The 14723-nt window shown below is 60.0% G+C and carries 13 protein-coding genes; 5 read left to right on the top strand and 8 right to left on the bottom strand.

The window, feature by feature from the left end; genetic code table 11:
- The first annotated feature begins 10 nt into the window (after window positions 1-10).
- The gene (gene cphA, locus BEN48_RS14970; RefSeq protein ID WP_070735706.1) at window positions 11-2650 is read left to right on the top strand and encodes a cyanophycin synthetase; all 2640 of its coding nucleotides are present in this window, start codon (window positions 11-13) and stop codon (window positions 2648-2650) included.
- A 118-nt stretch (window positions 2651-2768) separates the two neighbouring features.
- Here cphA and BEN48_RS14965 read toward each other — a convergent pair whose 3' ends face one another.
- Window positions 2769-3719: a hypothetical protein gene (locus BEN48_RS14965; RefSeq protein WP_070735704.1), complete on the bottom strand. Its 951-nt coding sequence runs from the start codon at window positions 3717-3719 to the stop codon at window positions 2769-2771.
- A gap of 126 nt (window positions 3720-3845) precedes the next feature.
- Here BEN48_RS14965 and BEN48_RS14960 point away from each other — a divergent pair, with 126 nt between their 5' ends.
- Both BEN48_RS14960 and kdsA read left to right on the top strand, forming a co-directional pair.
- The gene (locus tag BEN48_RS14960; protein ID WP_070735702.1) at window positions 3846-4454 is read left to right on the top strand and encodes a methyltransferase domain-containing protein; all 609 of its coding nucleotides are present in this window, start codon (window positions 3846-3848) and stop codon (window positions 4452-4454) included.
- A 7-nt stretch (window positions 4455-4461) separates the two neighbouring features.
- Window positions 4462-5286 (top strand): 3-deoxy-8-phosphooctulonate synthase, encoded by an 825-nt coding sequence (gene kdsA, locus BEN48_RS14955; protein ID WP_070735701.1) that lies wholly within the window; start codon window positions 4462-4464, stop codon window positions 5284-5286.
- Between the two features lie 53 nt (window positions 5287-5339).
- Here the strand turns inward: kdsA and BEN48_RS14950 are convergent, their stop codons facing one another.
- Window positions 5340-6119: an O-methyltransferase gene (locus BEN48_RS14950; RefSeq protein WP_070735699.1), complete on the bottom strand. Its 780-nt coding sequence runs from the start codon at window positions 6117-6119 to the stop codon at window positions 5340-5342.
- Between the two features lie 99 nt (window positions 6120-6218).
- Window positions 6219-6605: a Co2+/Mg2+ efflux protein ApaG gene (gene apaG, locus BEN48_RS14945; RefSeq protein WP_070735697.1), complete on the bottom strand. Its 387-nt coding sequence runs from the start codon at window positions 6603-6605 to the stop codon at window positions 6219-6221.
- Between the two features lie 116 nt (window positions 6606-6721).
- Here apaG and BEN48_RS14940 point away from each other — a divergent pair, with 116 nt between their 5' ends.
- Window positions 6722-7384: a uracil-DNA glycosylase gene (locus BEN48_RS14940; RefSeq protein WP_070735880.1), complete on the top strand. Its 663-nt coding sequence runs from the start codon at window positions 6722-6724 to the stop codon at window positions 7382-7384.
- A gap of 103 nt (window positions 7385-7487) precedes the next feature.
- Here BEN48_RS14940 and lepB read toward each other — a convergent pair whose 3' ends face one another.
- The 5 genes from lepB to BEN48_RS14915 form a co-directional block, all read right to left on the bottom strand.
- Complete coding sequence (gene lepB / locus BEN48_RS14935) at window positions 7488-8636, bottom strand: signal peptidase I (RefSeq protein WP_070735696.1); 1149 nt, start codon at window positions 8634-8636, stop codon at window positions 7488-7490.
- Between the two features lie 93 nt (window positions 8637-8729).
- A complete protein-coding gene (gene dapB, locus BEN48_RS14930) occupies window positions 8730-9449 on the bottom strand; it encodes a 4-hydroxy-tetrahydrodipicolinate reductase (protein ID WP_070735695.1) in 720 nt (239 codons plus the stop codon).
- A gap of 101 nt (window positions 9450-9550) precedes the next feature.
- The gene (locus tag BEN48_RS14925; protein WP_125932674.1) at window positions 9551-10297 is read right to left on the bottom strand and encodes a DUF5683 domain-containing protein; all 747 of its coding nucleotides are present in this window, start codon (window positions 10295-10297) and stop codon (window positions 9551-9553) included.
- A gap of 158 nt (window positions 10298-10455) precedes the next feature.
- Entirely contained in the window at window positions 10456-11442 is a 987-nt protein-coding gene (locus BEN48_RS14920; RefSeq protein WP_083321099.1) for a ParB/RepB/Spo0J family partition protein, read from the bottom strand.
- Window positions 11443-11898: 456 nt separating this feature from the next.
- On the bottom strand, window positions 11899-12705 hold the full coding sequence (locus BEN48_RS14915) for a ParA family protein (RefSeq protein ID WP_070735693.1): 807 nt from the start codon (window positions 12703-12705) through the stop codon (window positions 11899-11901).
- Between the two features lie 211 nt (window positions 12706-12916).
- Between BEN48_RS14915 and BEN48_RS14910 the strand changes: the two genes are divergently transcribed.
- Window positions 12917-14578, top strand: coding sequence for an ABC transporter substrate-binding protein (locus BEN48_RS14910; protein ID WP_241502288.1), 1662 nt, complete (start codon window positions 12917-12919; stop codon window positions 14576-14578).
- Window positions 14579-14723: the final 145 nt, after the last annotated feature.

Genomic DNA, 14723 nt, shown 5'->3' with positions numbered 1-14723 from the left:
CCTTCCATATATGAAGATTATTGACCTGCGCACCATGCGCGGCCCCAGCTATTGGTCTGTAAAGCATACCAAGCTCATTGTTGCTAAAGTTGATTTGGAGGAGTTCGCGGGGAAATGGTCAAATACGGTACCGGAGTTGGGCGGGCGGCTGATGCAGCTGTTTCCCAACATCGGGCAGCCGCAGCCCGGCGGCATGAGCGGCGGCAAGCAGGCAGCCAAGCGCCCCCCGCTGGATTTGGACCAGTTGAACGACGGCGAGCCGCTGGGCCACGTCATCTACCACATTGCCCTGGAGCTGCAGCGCCTGGCCGGCATGCCCGTGTACTGGGGCAAGTCGTACCCTGCGCAGGAAGAAGGCGTGGAGTATGTGGTGTTTACGTACCAGGAGGAGCGGGCCGGGCGCCGGGCCCTTGAAACGGCCTTGGAAGTTGTAGAAACCTGCTGCAAAGGGGAGAAGGTTGACCTCAAGCCCATCATTGATGAGCTGCACGAAATCCGTGAGGATGAATTTATCGGCCCCAGCACCTACAGCATTGTGGCCGAAGCGGCTTCGCGCAACATTCCCTACATCGCGCTCAAGCACAGTAACATTATTCAGCTGGGTTATGGCGTGAACCAGAAGCGCATCTGGGCCACCACTACCAGTAACACGTCGCACGCCGGCGTGGAAGTGGCCGGCAATAAAAACCGCACCAAAGACATGCTTAAAGACGCGGGCGTGCCCGTGCCGCGCGGCACTACCGTGTACTCGGAAGATGCCCTGCGCGACGCCATCGACGAGCTGGGTTTTCCCATCGTGACCAAGCCGCTCAACGGCAACCACGGCAAGGGCGCCACCATCCGCATCATGAACTGGAATGATGCGGCCGAGGGCCTGAAAGCCGCGCAGGTTTACTCACGGGCCGTGATTGTGGAGCAGTTTATTGAAGGATTTGACTTCCGGCTGCTGGTGGTGAACGGCAAGCTCATTGCCGCCGCCAAGCGCACGCCGGCCGCCGTGACCGGCGACGGCAGCCGCACCATCCAGCAGCTGATTGATGCAGTAAACAAAGACCCGCGTCGTGGCGTGGGCCACGAAAAAGTGCTGACCGCCATCAAAGCCGACAAGCACACGCTGGACATCCTCGCCAACAAAGACCTCACGCTGGAATCGGTGCTGCCCGCCGACGAAACGCTGTACCTGAAAAGCACGGCCAACATCAGCACCGGCGGCACGGCTGCCGACGTAACCGACCTGATGCACCCCTACAACGTGCTGCTGGCCGAGCGGGTAGCCGGCATTGTGGGCCTCGATATCTGCGGAATCGACCTGATGGCTACGGACATTGCCGTGCCGCTCAACGAGAGCCGCGGCGCCGTGATTGAGGTGAACGCCGCGCCGGGCTTCCGCATGCACATTGCGCCCGCCGAGGGCCTGCCGCGCAACGTGGCCGCGCCGGTGGTCGACATGCTGTTTCCTCCCGGCAAGCCCGCCCGCATTCCCATCATTGCCATCACCGGCACCAACGGCAAAACCACCACCACGCGCCTCATTGCGCACCTGGTGGCCAGCAAAGGCTACAAAGTAGGCTTCACCACCACCGACGGTATCTACATTCAGGGCGTGCAGCTGCAAACCGGTGACTGCACCGGCGGCCAAAGTGCCGAGTTTGTACTCAAGGACCCCACCGTGAACTTCGCCGTGCTCGAAACCGCCCGGGGCGGCATGCTGCGCTCTGGCTTGGGCTTCCACAACTGCGACATTGCGGTGGTGACCAACGTGGCGGCCGACCACCTGGGCATGCGCGACATCAACACCGTAGAAGAAATGGCGGCCGTGAAAGGCGTGCTGCCCCGCACGGTGCGCAAAAACGGCTGGGCCGTGCTCAACGCCGACGACGACCTGGTGTACGCCATGGCCCGCACCGTGGACTGCCGCGTGGCGCTCTTCAGCATGGACGAGAACAACCCGCGCATCATTGAGCACGTGGAGGGCGGCGGCGTGGCCGCCGTGTACGAGGAGGGCTACATCACCATCTACAAAAACAGCTACAAGCTGCGCATCGACCGGGCCGCCGAATTTCCGATTACGTTTGGCGGCCGGGCCGGCTTCAACATTGAGAACAGCCTGGCAGCCGCGCTGGCTGGCTATCTGGCCGGTTTCGACCGCGACGATATCAAGACAGCGCTGCGCACGTTTGTGCCGTCGGGGGCGAAAACCCCGGGCCGTATGAATGTGTACAGGTTTCCGAAATACGAAGTCATCGTGGACTATGCCCACAACACGGCCGGTATTTTGAAATTTGGGGCGTTTATGGACGCCACGCCGGCTACCCGTAAAATTGGGGTGGTATCGGGCCTGGGCGACCGCCGCGACGAGGATACGTTGGGCTTCTCCCGCATTGCCGGGCGAATATTTGATGAAGTGGTGCTACGGCAGGACAGCGACCTGCGCGGCAAAACCGCCGAGGAAATCAAGGCACTGATGGTGCGCGGCCTGCGCCTCGACAAACCAGACTTGCCCATTACCTACATCGAAAAGGAAATGGACGCCATCGACTACGCCCTGGAAACCGCCCCGGAAGGTGCCGTCATCACGCTTTTTACCGAGAATATTGCAGCGGTGCTGGCCAAGCTCGACAAGTACGAGACCAGCGTGGCTACCGAATAGCCACAATACGCAGCAGCCCCCAGCAAAAAGAGCCCGCTTCGTGATGAAGCGGGCTCTTTTTCTGGGGGGCTGAAATCCGCAACGGCGCAGTGTGCTGCGAACCGTTGCAAACCCTTTGTTACTTCAGGGTGAAAGTGGTTTTGCCCATCAGCTGGCCGCTTTCGTACAGTTCCACGGTGTGCAGGCCTTTCTTGTATTCGGCGCCTTTGGCGTACACGAAGTCCAGATTCTGCTTGGAGTTGTCGTACACCACGTCCTGCTTCTGGGTGTAGAAAGCCTCCTGGCCGTCCACGGTGAAGGTGCCGCCGCCCGTGCTCAGGTTGTAGAGCGCGGCGCCGTCGGGCTCCAGGATGCGCATGTAAATGGCTTTGGTTTCCTTTGGCGACACGTCGTTGCGGGCCAGGTTGAAGCTCACGCGTACTTTCTCCACGCGCCGGGCCTTAAACTCGTCTTTGTCGTCGTCTTTCTCCTTGTTGTTGGAATTGATAACGGCCACCTTGATATTCTCGGACTGCAGACGCGAGGCCACGGTTACCTTTTCGGAAAGCTCCTGGTTGGTGCGGGCAATGGTGCTGATGGTATCGGTCAGCTTGTTTTGGCGCTCCTTAAGGGTGGTGGTTTCGGTGTAAAGCGTCTCGTTGTCCTTCTTAAGCTGGGCAATGTCGTTGTCCTTTTTACGAAGCTGGCCCTCTAAGTTCACGGCGCGCTGCTTAAAGAGGTTTTGCTGGGCAATGGAGAAGCTGCCCGCCTTAAACGAGCGTAGCTTGAGCAGGTCGGCATTGACGGTCGCAATCTTGGCTACCAGCGAGTCGTTGCTCAGGCCCAGGCCTTGCAATTCCTGGCTTTGGCGCTCAAAATCAGCCTTCAATGCTTCGTATTGCTTGATTTGCTCTTGTAGCTTGCTGTCCTTGGCTTTTACTTCGGTGGTCAGTTCCTCGTTCTTCTGGCCTTTCTGCTGGTTGAGGTAAAACAGGACGCCGTTGATGCCAAGCAATACGGCGACGAGGGCTACCCACAGAAGGACTTTGCTGTTGTTGGAGCGGGGTTCGGGATTTTCGTTTGGGTCCATGCGGGGATTGTTAAACAAGAAAAAGCGTAAAGAATGTAGGGTGCCTGCCGCATTACGGCGCTTACCTTTGGGCGTAAAAATAGGTGACTTCCGCGCCCTGGCAAGTTTTATGTCTACTGATAGGAAATGAAATCGTTTTTTTCAGACTTCGATGCAGCCTACTGGCGAGAGCGTTATGTGGCGGGGCGCGACGGTTGGGACGCCCACGGCATTACCCCGCCGCTGCGTGCCTATTTCGACCAATTGGATGTTAGCCAGCAGCCCCGCATCCTTATTCCGGGGGCCGGCCGGGCCTACGAGGCCGAGTACTTGCATCAGATGGGGTTTGAACATGTTTTTGTGGCCGACCTGGCCCCGGAACCCCTGGCCGACCTGGCCGCGCGCGCGCCAACGTTTCCCAAGGAGCATCTTTTGCTGGCCGATTTCTTTGCCCTGCCTAACGAACAGCCCTACGATTTGATTGTGGAGCAGACGTTTTTTTGTGCACTCAACCCCGTCTTGCGTCCCGCCTACGCCAAGCAGTGCGCGGCGCTGCTGCGGCCCGGCGGCACCCTCATGGGGCTGCTCTTCGATACCGATTTTGGCCCGGTGCAGGAGCCACCCTTTGGGGGAAGCAAAGCGGAATACCGCGCCTACTTCGCGCCGTATTTCAACTTCCGGCACTTCGAAACCGCGACTAATTCGCTTAAGCCCCGGCAGGGGCGGGAGCTGTTTATCTGTTTGAAAAAGAAATAATTTGCCCATGCTTCAAGCTCTCGCCAACACCCTTCCGCATTTCCGCCACACCACTTCCGGCCAGTTTTTCCTCATGGCCGGGCCCTGCGTCATCGAAGGCGAAGACATGGCTATGCGCATTGCCGAACGCATCAAGCACATGACGGATAAACTGCAGATTCCCTTCATCTTCAAAGGGTCTTACCGCAAAGCCAACCGGTCGCGGCTCGATTCCTTCACGGGCATCGGCGACGAAACGGCGCTGCGCATCCTGCAAAAAGTAGGGCGGGAAATTGGCGTGCCCACTGTCACGGACATCCACGAATCAAGCGAGGCCGCGCTGGCCGCGGAGTACGTGGACGTGCTGCAAATCCCGGCTTTCCTGTGCCGCCAGACCGACCTGCTTATCGCCGCTGCCCAAACCGGCAAGGTGGTAAACGTGAAAAAAGGCCAGTTCCTGAACGGGGAAGCCATGCAATGGGCTGTGGACAAGATTCGGCAGTCGGGCAACCAGCACGTCATCCTCACCGAGCGAGGCAACTCCTTCGGCTATTCCGATTTGGTGGTGGACTTCCGCAACCTGCCCACCATGCGCGAGTTCCAGGTGCCCGTGGTGATGGACGTGACGCACTCCCTGCAACGCCCCAACCAAAGCAGCGGCGTGACCGGCGGCCAGCCGGCCCTCATCGAAACCATTGCCAAGGCGGCCATCGCCGTGGGAGCCGACGGCTTGTTCATCGAAACCCACCCCACGCCCGCCACGGCCCTATCAGACGGCGCCAACATGCTGCCCCTCGAGCAACTCGAAGCGCTGCTCGTGAAGCTGACACGGGTGCGCCAGGCCATTCAGTAACGGGGCGATGTGGAGCTAAACCAGCTGCCTGAGGGCTGTAGCAGATGCTACACTCATACCCGCAGCAAAAAGTGCTGCTTGGGTTGGCCCGTGCGGAAGAAAACCAAGCCAACGTAAAAGAGGTCCACGGTAATCGTGACGTCGGGGTGGGATTTGATGACTTCCCAGGCCCGCTCCATGTCAGCAGACCAATGGATGTCGTCGAAGACGAATACAGAGGCGTCGGTGCGATGCGCTAGGCACAACTCGAAGTAGCGTAGCGTGGGCTCGTAGCGGTGGTTGCCATCGAAGAACGCGAAGTCCAGTGGCGCTGCCAGGGCCGAGAGGGTAGGGGCCAGCGTATCATCGATGTTGCCCTCAACCACCTCCACGTTGCCCAAGTGCAACGCGGAAAACGTTTCGTGGGCCACGGCCGCCACGTTGGGGCAGCCTTCGAGTGTGACCACACGGCTGCGCGAGTCGGCTGCCGCCAGGTACGCGGTAGTCAGGCCCAGCGAGGTGCCCAGCTCCAGGATGGTGGCCGGCCGGAAATAATTGACCAGTCGAAAAAGCAGTTGCGCCAAGTGCGGCGGCTTGGCGGCGGTGCGGGCAATGGCGGAGACGCCCCGCTGAGCACCCGCGCCTGTGTGAGAGCCCGCGCCGAAGTCCGTTACGCTGATACTGGCGGGGCTGGCCAGTAGCTCCTGCCGCCGGGCCTCCAGGGCCTCGTAGGCGCCGTACCGGCCTGTGTGCCGAACCACGGACGTGTAGAGACCAAAAACGAAGGGCGAGTGCAGCCCGTGGGCATTGCCCGAGCGAAACCAGAAGCGGAGGTAGGCGAGAAGTTGAAACAAATCAGTTGGAAGTTGCTGGTTGTCGGTTGTCAGAAATTGGGCAAACTGACAACTGCGCTACAAACTAACAACCGGCAACGAGCAACTGACAACTACTTCTTAGTTCAGGCGGTACGGCACCATGAGGGTGAACTCGGGAATCTCTACCGAGAAATTCTGGCCGTTGGCCAGCCGCTCCATGAGGTAAGTGCCGCGCATTTTGCCCACGCCCGATTTCAGGTTACAGCCGCTCACGTACTGGTGGGCCTCGCCGGGCTCCAGCACGGGTTGGCGGCCCACCACGCCTTCGCCCTCCACTTCGCGCACTACGCCGTTGGCGTCGTGAATGTGCCAGTGGCGGCGCAGCAGCTTCACAGTGAACTCGCTGTTGTTGCGAATATCAATTTTATAGGCAAACACAAAATGCTCCTGGCCGGGGCTGGAGTAGTCGGGCAGGTAGTTGGTCGTAACCGAAACCGTGACGCCTTGCGTAGTGGTGGTAGGCATAAGTATCGTCGCTTAGAGGTAGCTGCGGACGTAACAGTGGCCCGCCGGAATTGGTTTTACGCAAAAGTTACGGGTTAATGCCGCAAATTGCCCGCTTATTTTCTTATTTTTTTTCGATGGTAAAGATAGCCGAGAGCTGGCGGCCCGTGCTGGCCAATGAATTTGAAAAGCCCTATTTCCAGAAGCTAATTGCTTTTGTGAAAGGCGAATACGCCACGGCCACCGTTTACCCCGCCGGTGCCCATATTTTTCATGCCTTCGACGCCACACCGTTCGACAACGTGAAAGTTGTCATTCTGGGCCAAGACCCTTACCACGGGCGCAACCAGGCCCACGGCCTCTCGTTTTCGGTGCAGGAGGGGCAGCGCACGCCGCCCTCGCTGCAAAACATATTCAAAGAGCTGCAGGCCGACATGCCCGGCACGCCGCCCGCCCCCAACGGCAACCTCGACCGCTGGGTCCAGCAGGGCGTGCTACTGCTCAACGCCACGCTCACGGTGCGCGCCTCCGAGCCCGCCTCGCACCAGAAAAAAGGGTGGGAGGAATTTACCGACGCCGTTATCCGGAAGGTTTCCGAAAGCCGGGAGCACGTGGTGTTCATTCTGTGGGGCGCCTACGCCGGCAAAAAATCAGAGTTGATTGACGAGCGCAAGCACTTAATCATCAAATCCGTGCATCCTTCGCCCTTTGCCGCTGATAAAGGCTTTTTCGGTAGCAAACCCTTCAGCAAAACCAATGCCTGGCTGGAGAGCAAAGGCATAGACCCCATAGTCTGGTAAATCGCTGATTACCGTTGATTCAATTGATTTCGTTGATTTAAACAGTTCAATTTAATGACTGAAAAAATCAACGAAATCAATTGAATCAACGGCAATCAGCGATTTAGTGAATGATGTTGAACAGGCGGCTCCACCGGATTTTGTTCCAGAAGCCGGCGTTTGGGTCAACTGATAGCCAAATGAGCACCGCCTTGCCCACCACGTGGTCTTCGGGTACGAAGCCCCAGAAGCGCGAGTCTTCCGAGTTGTGGCGGTTGTCGCCCATCATCATGTAGTAGTTCTGCTTGATGGTGTAGCTGGTGAGCATCTTCCCGTTCTGGTAAATCATGCCATCCTTCCAGGTTATGCCCTGGTTACGCTCGTAGCGGGCCACAATTTTGAAGTAGATGGCGGCATTGCCCGGTGTGAGGGCAATGGTCTGGCCTTTTTTCGGGATGGGCAGCGGGCCGTAGTTGTCCAGCGACCACCCGCGCGGGGTGGCGCTCATGGCACCAGAGTTGCGGAAGTCGGCCACGTCGGGAAACAGCAGCACGGGCGGCTGAAGCACCGTCATACTCTTCACGTAGGGCTGCTTGCGGAAGTAGTCGGCCGCGGCCACTGTGCCGCTGATGGCGTAGCCGAGCTTGCCGTCGGGGCCGGGCACGGCCTGGGGGCTGCCGCCGGGCTGGTCGTAGTCTACCACGCCCTGGGCGCGCAGGGCGGCCACCACCTCGTCGTTGGGGTTGTCTACCTGCATGAAGTAGGTGGTTTCGAGGCCGGGAGGGGTTTCGCCGGGCTTGCCGTTGAGGTACACTTTGCCTTCGCGGATTTCGAGGGTGTCGCCGGCCACGGCCACGCAGCGCTTGATGTAGTTGGTGCGCAGGTCGGCGGGGTACTGAGACTCGTGCGGCACGTGAAACACCACCACGTCGTTGCGCTTGATTTCGGAGAAGCCCGGCAGGCGGTAGGTGGGCAGCTGAATGAGCTCGGAGTAGCTTTTGAGGGCCGTGCCCCACACCGTTTGGTGCGTGAGCGGGACTTGCAGCGGCGTTTGAGGCGTGATGGGGCCGTAGTGCAGCTTGCTCACAAACAGGTAGTCGCCCACCAGCAGGGAGTTTTCCATGCTGGGCGAGGGAATGGTGTAGGCCTCAAAAGTGGCCCAGCGAATGAGCGTGGCCGCCACAATGGCAAAAATCAGCGAATCGGCCCACTCGCGGGTTTTTGTTTTGGGCGCTTGGGGAGCGGCGGGGCGGTTGGTTTTCAGCAGGGACATGGGGGAAGCAAGCTTGGCTTGGCAATAAATATCGGGCAAAGAAACGCAGCAGAAACCCAGCGGGCATACCGGCTGCGGCAATGGGTCGGGCAATTACAAATCCAGCAGCTCTTTCATTCCAAACACGCCCACCCGACCCGGCAGCCACTTGGCGGCCAGTAGGGCGCCCAGCGCAAAGCCTTCGCGGCTGTGGGCCTCGTGCTTCAGCTCCAGCGTATCCACGGGCGAGGTGTAGCGCACGATGTGCGTGCCCACCACTTCGCCGCTGCGCTCGCTGATGATGGCCAGTTCCGAGGCGGCTTCGGCGGGCTCGTTGCGCCAGCTGGTTTTGCCGGGGAAGTGGCGGATAATGCCTTCGGCCGTGGTAAGGGCGGTGCCGCTGGGCTGGTCGATTTTGTGGGTGTGGTGAATTTCGCGCACGGCCACGTCGTAGCCGCCAAACTGGTGCATTTTGGCCGCCATGTACTCGTTGAAGTGGAAGAACAGGTTCACGCCCACGCTGTAGTTGGAAGCATAAAACAAGCCGCCGCCCAACTCCTGGGCGAGGGCCTGGGCTTCGTCGAAGTGGTGCAGCCAGCCGGTGGAGCCGCACACCACCGGAATGCCCTGCCGCAGGCACGCCGTGATATTGGCCAAGGCTGAGTCGGGGTGCGTGAATTCGATGGCCACGTCTACGGTAGTCGGCGTAAAGTCAGTGATGTTGAGCTGGGTGGCGTGCAGGTCCACAATGCCGGCGATTTCGTGCCCGTGTTGGGCAGCCAGGGCTGCAATGGTCTGGCCCATTTTTCCGTAGCCAATGAGTAGAATTTTCATGCAGAGAAGTAAGTATGCGGTTTGCTAACAGTGGATATTCGGCAAAAGTGAGGGCGTGGATTCAGCTGCCGCGCTTTCCGGACTCGGAACGTCCTAGCCAGCTATTTTACCCGGAGTGCAAACATGACACCGGGCGCGGTGGGCAGCGCCGAGGCCTGGCCGGGCACCGCCAGCAGCGTGGGCTCCCAATGCAGGCTCAGGTCCTCGCTCACGTCAAAGTTTTTCAGGTGGGCATCCACCAGCGCATCCACTATTTGCAGGCTGTAGGCAATGCCGATGTAGAGGTAAAAAATGTCGCGGTAGCCGCGGTAAAACACCACGCCGTTGTCGATTGCATCAATGCTGCGCTCCTGCTGCACGGGCAAAGGCAGAGAGGATGCTTGCGGACGTAGGCCACCGGGTATGGATGCTTCGCGTTTGAGCAGGTTGCTGGCGTCAGCGTACTGCCGGTAGCGACTTTGGTAAAAGGCTTCGCCATAAATCACCCCGCCCAACGCTCCGTACACCAGTGGCAGCTTCCACCAGCGGCGGTTGTAAATCTGGCCCGCGCCGGGCAGCACGGCAGAGAGCAGGGCCGCTTTGCCCGGCCGCGTCAGGCGAATGCCTTCGTAGCCGAAAGCCCGGAACATGCGCTCCGTACGCTTGGCCGAATCGGCGGCGGCTTTTAGCCGCTTGGCTTCGGGCGTCACCACCGCTTCGCGGGTTTCGGCGGTGTCGGGCTGGATGGTGGTGGGAGCTGGCGTGCCGGGAAATGGCGTCCCCAAAACCTGGGCGCGCCCCGACAAGCCCGTGAACAGCAAGCCAAGCAAAACCACAAGGGCCGCGATGTGAGGATGCAAATTTTTCATGTCAAACCTGCTAACGGAGAATGCCACTATTTAGCGCGTTAGCCAGCAGATGCATCTTGAAAGAATACCGTACGGAGCTTGCGGAAGCATTGTCAGCGCCTGATAGCGCACCAAAAGTTTCCGCAAACTCCGCCGTATGAGCCGCCTGGCGGCAATTATCAGGAGGGGTGCAGGATGTGCAGGATGCGCTGCATGTCTTCCACCGAGTCGAAGGCAATTTTGATTTCGCCGCTGCCTTTGGGGCCGGGACGCACCTGCACGCGCGAGCCAAACCGGTCGGTGAGGTGGCGCTCGGTGCGGCGCAACTCGGCGGCGGGCACCACGGGCTGGGCGGGGGCGGCGGGCGTGCCGTTATCTTCCGCGCCGCTGTTGGCCGTTGGCCGGCCGTAGCCGCCGCGCACCAGCTCCTCTACCCGGCGCACCGACAGTTCCTCGGCCACAATCTTGCGGAAAAGCTCCACCTGCGCCTTGGGGTCGTCGATGCCGATGAGGGCGCGGGCGTGGCCCATGCTGATTTCGGCGTCGCGCAGACCAATCTGCACATCGGGCGGCAGCTTGAGCAGGCGCAGGTAGTTGGTGACGGTGCTGCGGTTTTTGCCCACCCGGTCGCCCAGCTCTTCCTGGCGCAGGTTGCACTCGCTCAGCAGGCGCTGGTAGCTGAGGGCAATTTCGATGGCATTCAGGTTTTCGCGCTGAATGTTCTCAATCAGGGCCATTTCCAGCATTTGCTGGTCGTCGGCCTTGCGGATGTAGGCCGGAATGGTTTCCAGGCCAGCCAGCTTGGAGGCCTGCAGACGCCGCTCGCCCGAAATCAGCTGGTAGGAATTGGTGCCGAGCTGGCGCAGCGTCACGGGCTGAATGATGCCCTGAATCTTGATGCTGTTGGCCAGTTCCTGCAGGGCTTCCTTATCAAAGTGGGTGCGGGGCTGGTAGGGGTTGGCATCAATGTGCTCGACCGCAATAAAGCCCACCGAGTTGACGGGGTGCGACACGAGCCGCTCGCTGGACCCGGGCCGCTCGCCTTTTTTATCGTAGCTGCCTTCAATCAGGGCGTTGAGGCCCCGGCCCAGGCCACTCTTGCGTTTCACCGACGCAGCGGCGGCTAAGGCGGCTTGCAGTTTCTCTTCGTTTCTCTCTAAAGCCATAGTTCATCGGCCGGGCCCATAAAAGGCATGCGGCAACGGATGTCAAAATTACGGATTGTTGGCCGAAGGGCAAGCCGGAAAGTTTGGGGGGGGGGCACCTCACCCCCCGGCTCCCTCTCCTTGGGGAGATGGGGAGCCTGATGAACAAGCTGTTCAACCTAGCCCCAGCGGGGCGGCATGTTGGTAGTAGTCAGGTGACTATTAACGATAAAGCCCCGTTGGGGCGACACTCGTTCAACGAATGCCGCCCCAACGGGGCTTTACTGTTTGATGAAGCGGGGAGGGGGCTCCGGCGTTTTTCTGTTGCTATTTCGGAGTTGTACTCCGGGAATTGGCCCCGTGGCTGAGTTTCACTCAGCGCTACTCGCTTTATTGGTAAGGCGTGGGGACTGGAAGTCCCCAACGTGCGGGCTTTCGGAGTACAACTCCGAAAGAGCAGCTAGCGGATAACCGCTATTAAATCCGCTCGTCCTCGGCCGTTTCTTCAGTTGCTTCCACGCTGTTTTTCTCCACGATTTCGCGGGCCAGGTTGAGGTAGCTGATGGAGCCTTTGCTCTCGGCGTCGTGCAGGATGACGGGGATGCCGAAGCTGGGCGACTCGCTCAGCTTCACGTTCCGGGGGATGATGGTGTCGAAGGCCAGCTGCTGGAAGTGCATGCGGACTTCCTCCACCACCTGGTTGCTCAGGCGCAGGCGCACGTCGTACATCGTGAGCAGGATGCCTTCAATTTCAAGCTCGGTGTTGAGGCGGCTCTGAATGATTTTGATGGTATTCAGGAGCTTGCCCAAACCCTCCAACGCGAAGTACTCGCACTGCACCGGGATGATGACAGAGTGCGCCGCCGTGAGGGCATTCACGGTGATGAGGCCCAGCGAGGGCGAGCAGTCGATGATGATGAAGTCGTACTGCTCGGCGAGGGGGCGCAGGGCCTCCTTCATTTTTTCCTCGCGGTTGGGCAGGTTTATCATCTCCACCTCGGCGCCCACCAGGTCGATGTGGGAAGGCATGAGGTCGAGGTGGGGCAGGATGTTGGTGGGCAGGATGATGTCCTGGGCGTTGATGCCGTCCACCATGCACTCGTAAATGCTGTTCTGGATGTCCTTGGGGTCGTAGCCCACGCCGGAAGTGGCGTTGGCCTGGGGGTCGGCGTCGACGAGCAGGGTCCGGTAGTCCAGCGCGGCCAGGGAAGCCGCGAGGTTGATGGAGGTAGTGGTTTTGCCCACCCCGCCTTTTTGATTGGCTACCGCGATGATTTTTCCCATGAGTCTCTAGTTGTCAGTTGTTCGTTGCCAGGCTTTGGTTGTCAGTTGTTCGTTGCCAGTTATCAGTAAACGAGGTTTGACGCTCGATGGACTAACAACTGACAACGAACAACTGACAACCAAAAACTAACGACTTTTGCCGTAGCATTGCACAAAGATACATTCTTTCCCTGTTCGCATGGCCCCTTTTTTGGCACGTTGGGCTAGCTTATTGGCTAAACCGTTTGGATTCTGGCTGGGCCTGTTGACGCTGGCGAGCTGCCAGGACGCGGCGCGCCCAGCCGCCGACGAGCGCCGCGTGTTCCGCTACAACCAGCCCGAAGCCCTCACCTCGCTTGACCCGGCTTTTGCCCGCAACCAAGCCAACTCCTGGGCCGTAGGCCAGCTCTACAACGGTTTGATGGAACTGGATTCGGCCCTGCTGCCGGTGCCCGCGCTGGCCCGGCGCTACAGCATTTCGCCCGATGGGCGGGGCTACACCTTCGTGCTGCGACGCGGCGTGCGGTTCCATAACAGCGAGGCGTTTGCCAGCGGCCAGGGCCGCGAAGTGACCGCCGCCGACTTCGTGTACAGCTTCAAGCGCATCCTCGACGCGGCTACGGCCAGCTCCGGCGGCTGGATTTTCCGGGGCAAAGTGCTAGAGAAACCCGATGGCAGCATCAGCGACACGGCCTTCGTGGCAGCCAACGATTCCACGTTCCGCATTCACCTCAAGGAGCCGTTTATTCCGTTTCTGGGCATTCTTACCATGCCGTATGCCTATGTGGTGCCGCACGAGGCCGTGGAGAAATACGGCAAGGACTTCCGCGAGCACCCGGTGGGCACAGGGCCGTTCCAATACAAGCTCTGGGACGATGGCAACGTGTTGCTCTTTGAGCGCAACCCCCACTACTGGCGGCGCGACGAAAAGGGCCGCGCCCTGCCGTACCTGGATGCCGTGGCTGTGAGCTTCCTGCCCGACCGCAAAACCGAATTCCTGACCTTTATGCAGGGCAAACTCGATTTCCTGTCCGGCATCCGGGCCGGTTCGCGCGACCTCATCATGCACCCCGATGGCACCATTCGGGACGACTTTAAGGGCAAGTTCACAGTGCAGAAAGCGCCGTACCTGAACACGGAGTACCTGGGCTTCCAGCTCGATTCGGCCAACCTGATTGGGGAGCAGGCCGAACAGGGCCGGGCCCTGCGCGATAAGCGCGTGCGCCAGGCCTTGAACTACGCGCTCAACAAGCCCGAAATGCTGAAGTACCTGCTCAACGGCGTGGGCAACCCCGGCACTTCCGGCTTCGTGCCCACGGCGCTGCCGTCGTTCTCCGAAAAGGAGGTGCCCGGCTACACCTACCAGCCGCAGAAGGCCCGTCAGTTGCTGCGCGCAGCCGGCTACAGCCCCCAGCGCCCGCTGAAGCTGCGCCTGAGCACGGTGCTCGAACGCAAGGAAATAGGGGAGTACCTCCAGAAACAGTGGGCCGATGTGGGCGTGCGGGTGCAGATTGACATCAACCAATCGGCCGCGCAGCAGGACCTGGTGGATAATGGCCGGGTGGCGTTTTTTGCCAAAAGCTGGCTGGGCGACTACCCCGACGCCGAAAACTACCTGGCTCTGTTCTACAGTCCCAACTTTAGCCCCGCCGGCCCCGATAAAACCCACTTCAAAAGCGCGGCCTACGACAAGCTCTACGACGAAGCCCGCCGCACGCAGGACGTGGCCCGACGCACGGCCCTTTACCAGGCCATGGACCGCATTGTGGTGGAGGAAAGCCCGGTTATCAGCCTGTATTATGACGAAGTGGTGCGCCTGACCCAGAACAACGTGCGTGGCCTGGCGCCCAACCCTATGAACCAGCTGCTGCTGGAGCGGGTGCGCAAAGACTGAATGATTTGTTGCGCTGGCGCGCGTCTGCGACGCGCTGCCGCCTGGCCTCGAGCCTGCGGCTTGCTGGTGAACGACTTGTGCTGGGGCCCTTGTGATATCCAACCCGAGCCAGAGGCTCGAACCCAGTGGGCAACGCGTCACAGAC

This window comes from Hymenobacter glacialis (assembly GCF_001816165.1).
Classification (GTDB): Bacteria; Bacteroidota; Bacteroidia; order Cytophagales; family Hymenobacteraceae; genus Hymenobacter; species Hymenobacter glacialis.
This window is presented reverse-complemented; position numbering and strand designations above follow the sequence as displayed.

Excerpts from the sequence above, each read along its gene's own strand:
- apaG (WP_070735697.1), bottom strand. The coding sequence starts at position 6,605 with ATGCCTACCACCACTACGCAAGGCGTCACGGTTTCGGTTACGACCAAC.
- BEN48_RS14965 (WP_070735704.1), bottom strand. The coding sequence starts at position 3,719 with ATGGACCCAAACGAAAATCCCGAACCCCGCTCCAACAACAGCAAAGTC.
- dapB (WP_070735695.1), bottom strand. The coding sequence starts at position 9,449 with ATGAAAATTCTACTCATTGGCTACGGAAAAATGGGCCAGACCATTGCA.
- BEN48_RS14940 (WP_070735880.1), top strand. The coding sequence starts at position 6,722 with ATGGTAAAGATAGCCGAGAGCTGGCGGCCCGTGCTGGCCAATGAATTT.
- kdsA (WP_070735701.1), top strand. The coding sequence starts at position 4,462 with ATGCTTCAAGCTCTCGCCAACACCCTTCCGCATTTCCGCCACACCACT.
- BEN48_RS14960 (WP_070735702.1), top strand. The coding sequence starts at position 3,846 with ATGAAATCGTTTTTTTCAGACTTCGATGCAGCCTACTGGCGAGAGCGT.
- cphA (WP_070735706.1), top strand. The coding sequence starts at position 11 with ATGAAGATTATTGACCTGCGCACCATGCGCGGCCCCAGCTATTGGTCT.
- BEN48_RS14915 (WP_070735693.1), bottom strand. The coding sequence starts at position 12,705 with ATGGGAAAAATCATCGCGGTAGCCAATCAAAAAGGCGGGGTGGGCAAA.
- BEN48_RS14925 (WP_125932674.1), bottom strand. The coding sequence starts at position 10,297 with ATGAAAAATTTGCATCCTCACATCGCGGCCCTTGTGGTTTTGCTTGGC.
- lepB (WP_070735696.1), bottom strand. The coding sequence starts at position 8,636 with ATGTCCCTGCTGAAAACCAACCGCCCCGCCGCTCCCCAAGCGCCCAAA.
- BEN48_RS14920 (WP_083321099.1), bottom strand. The coding sequence starts at position 11,442 with ATGGCTTTAGAGAGAAACGAAGAGAAACTGCAAGCCGCCTTAGCCGCC.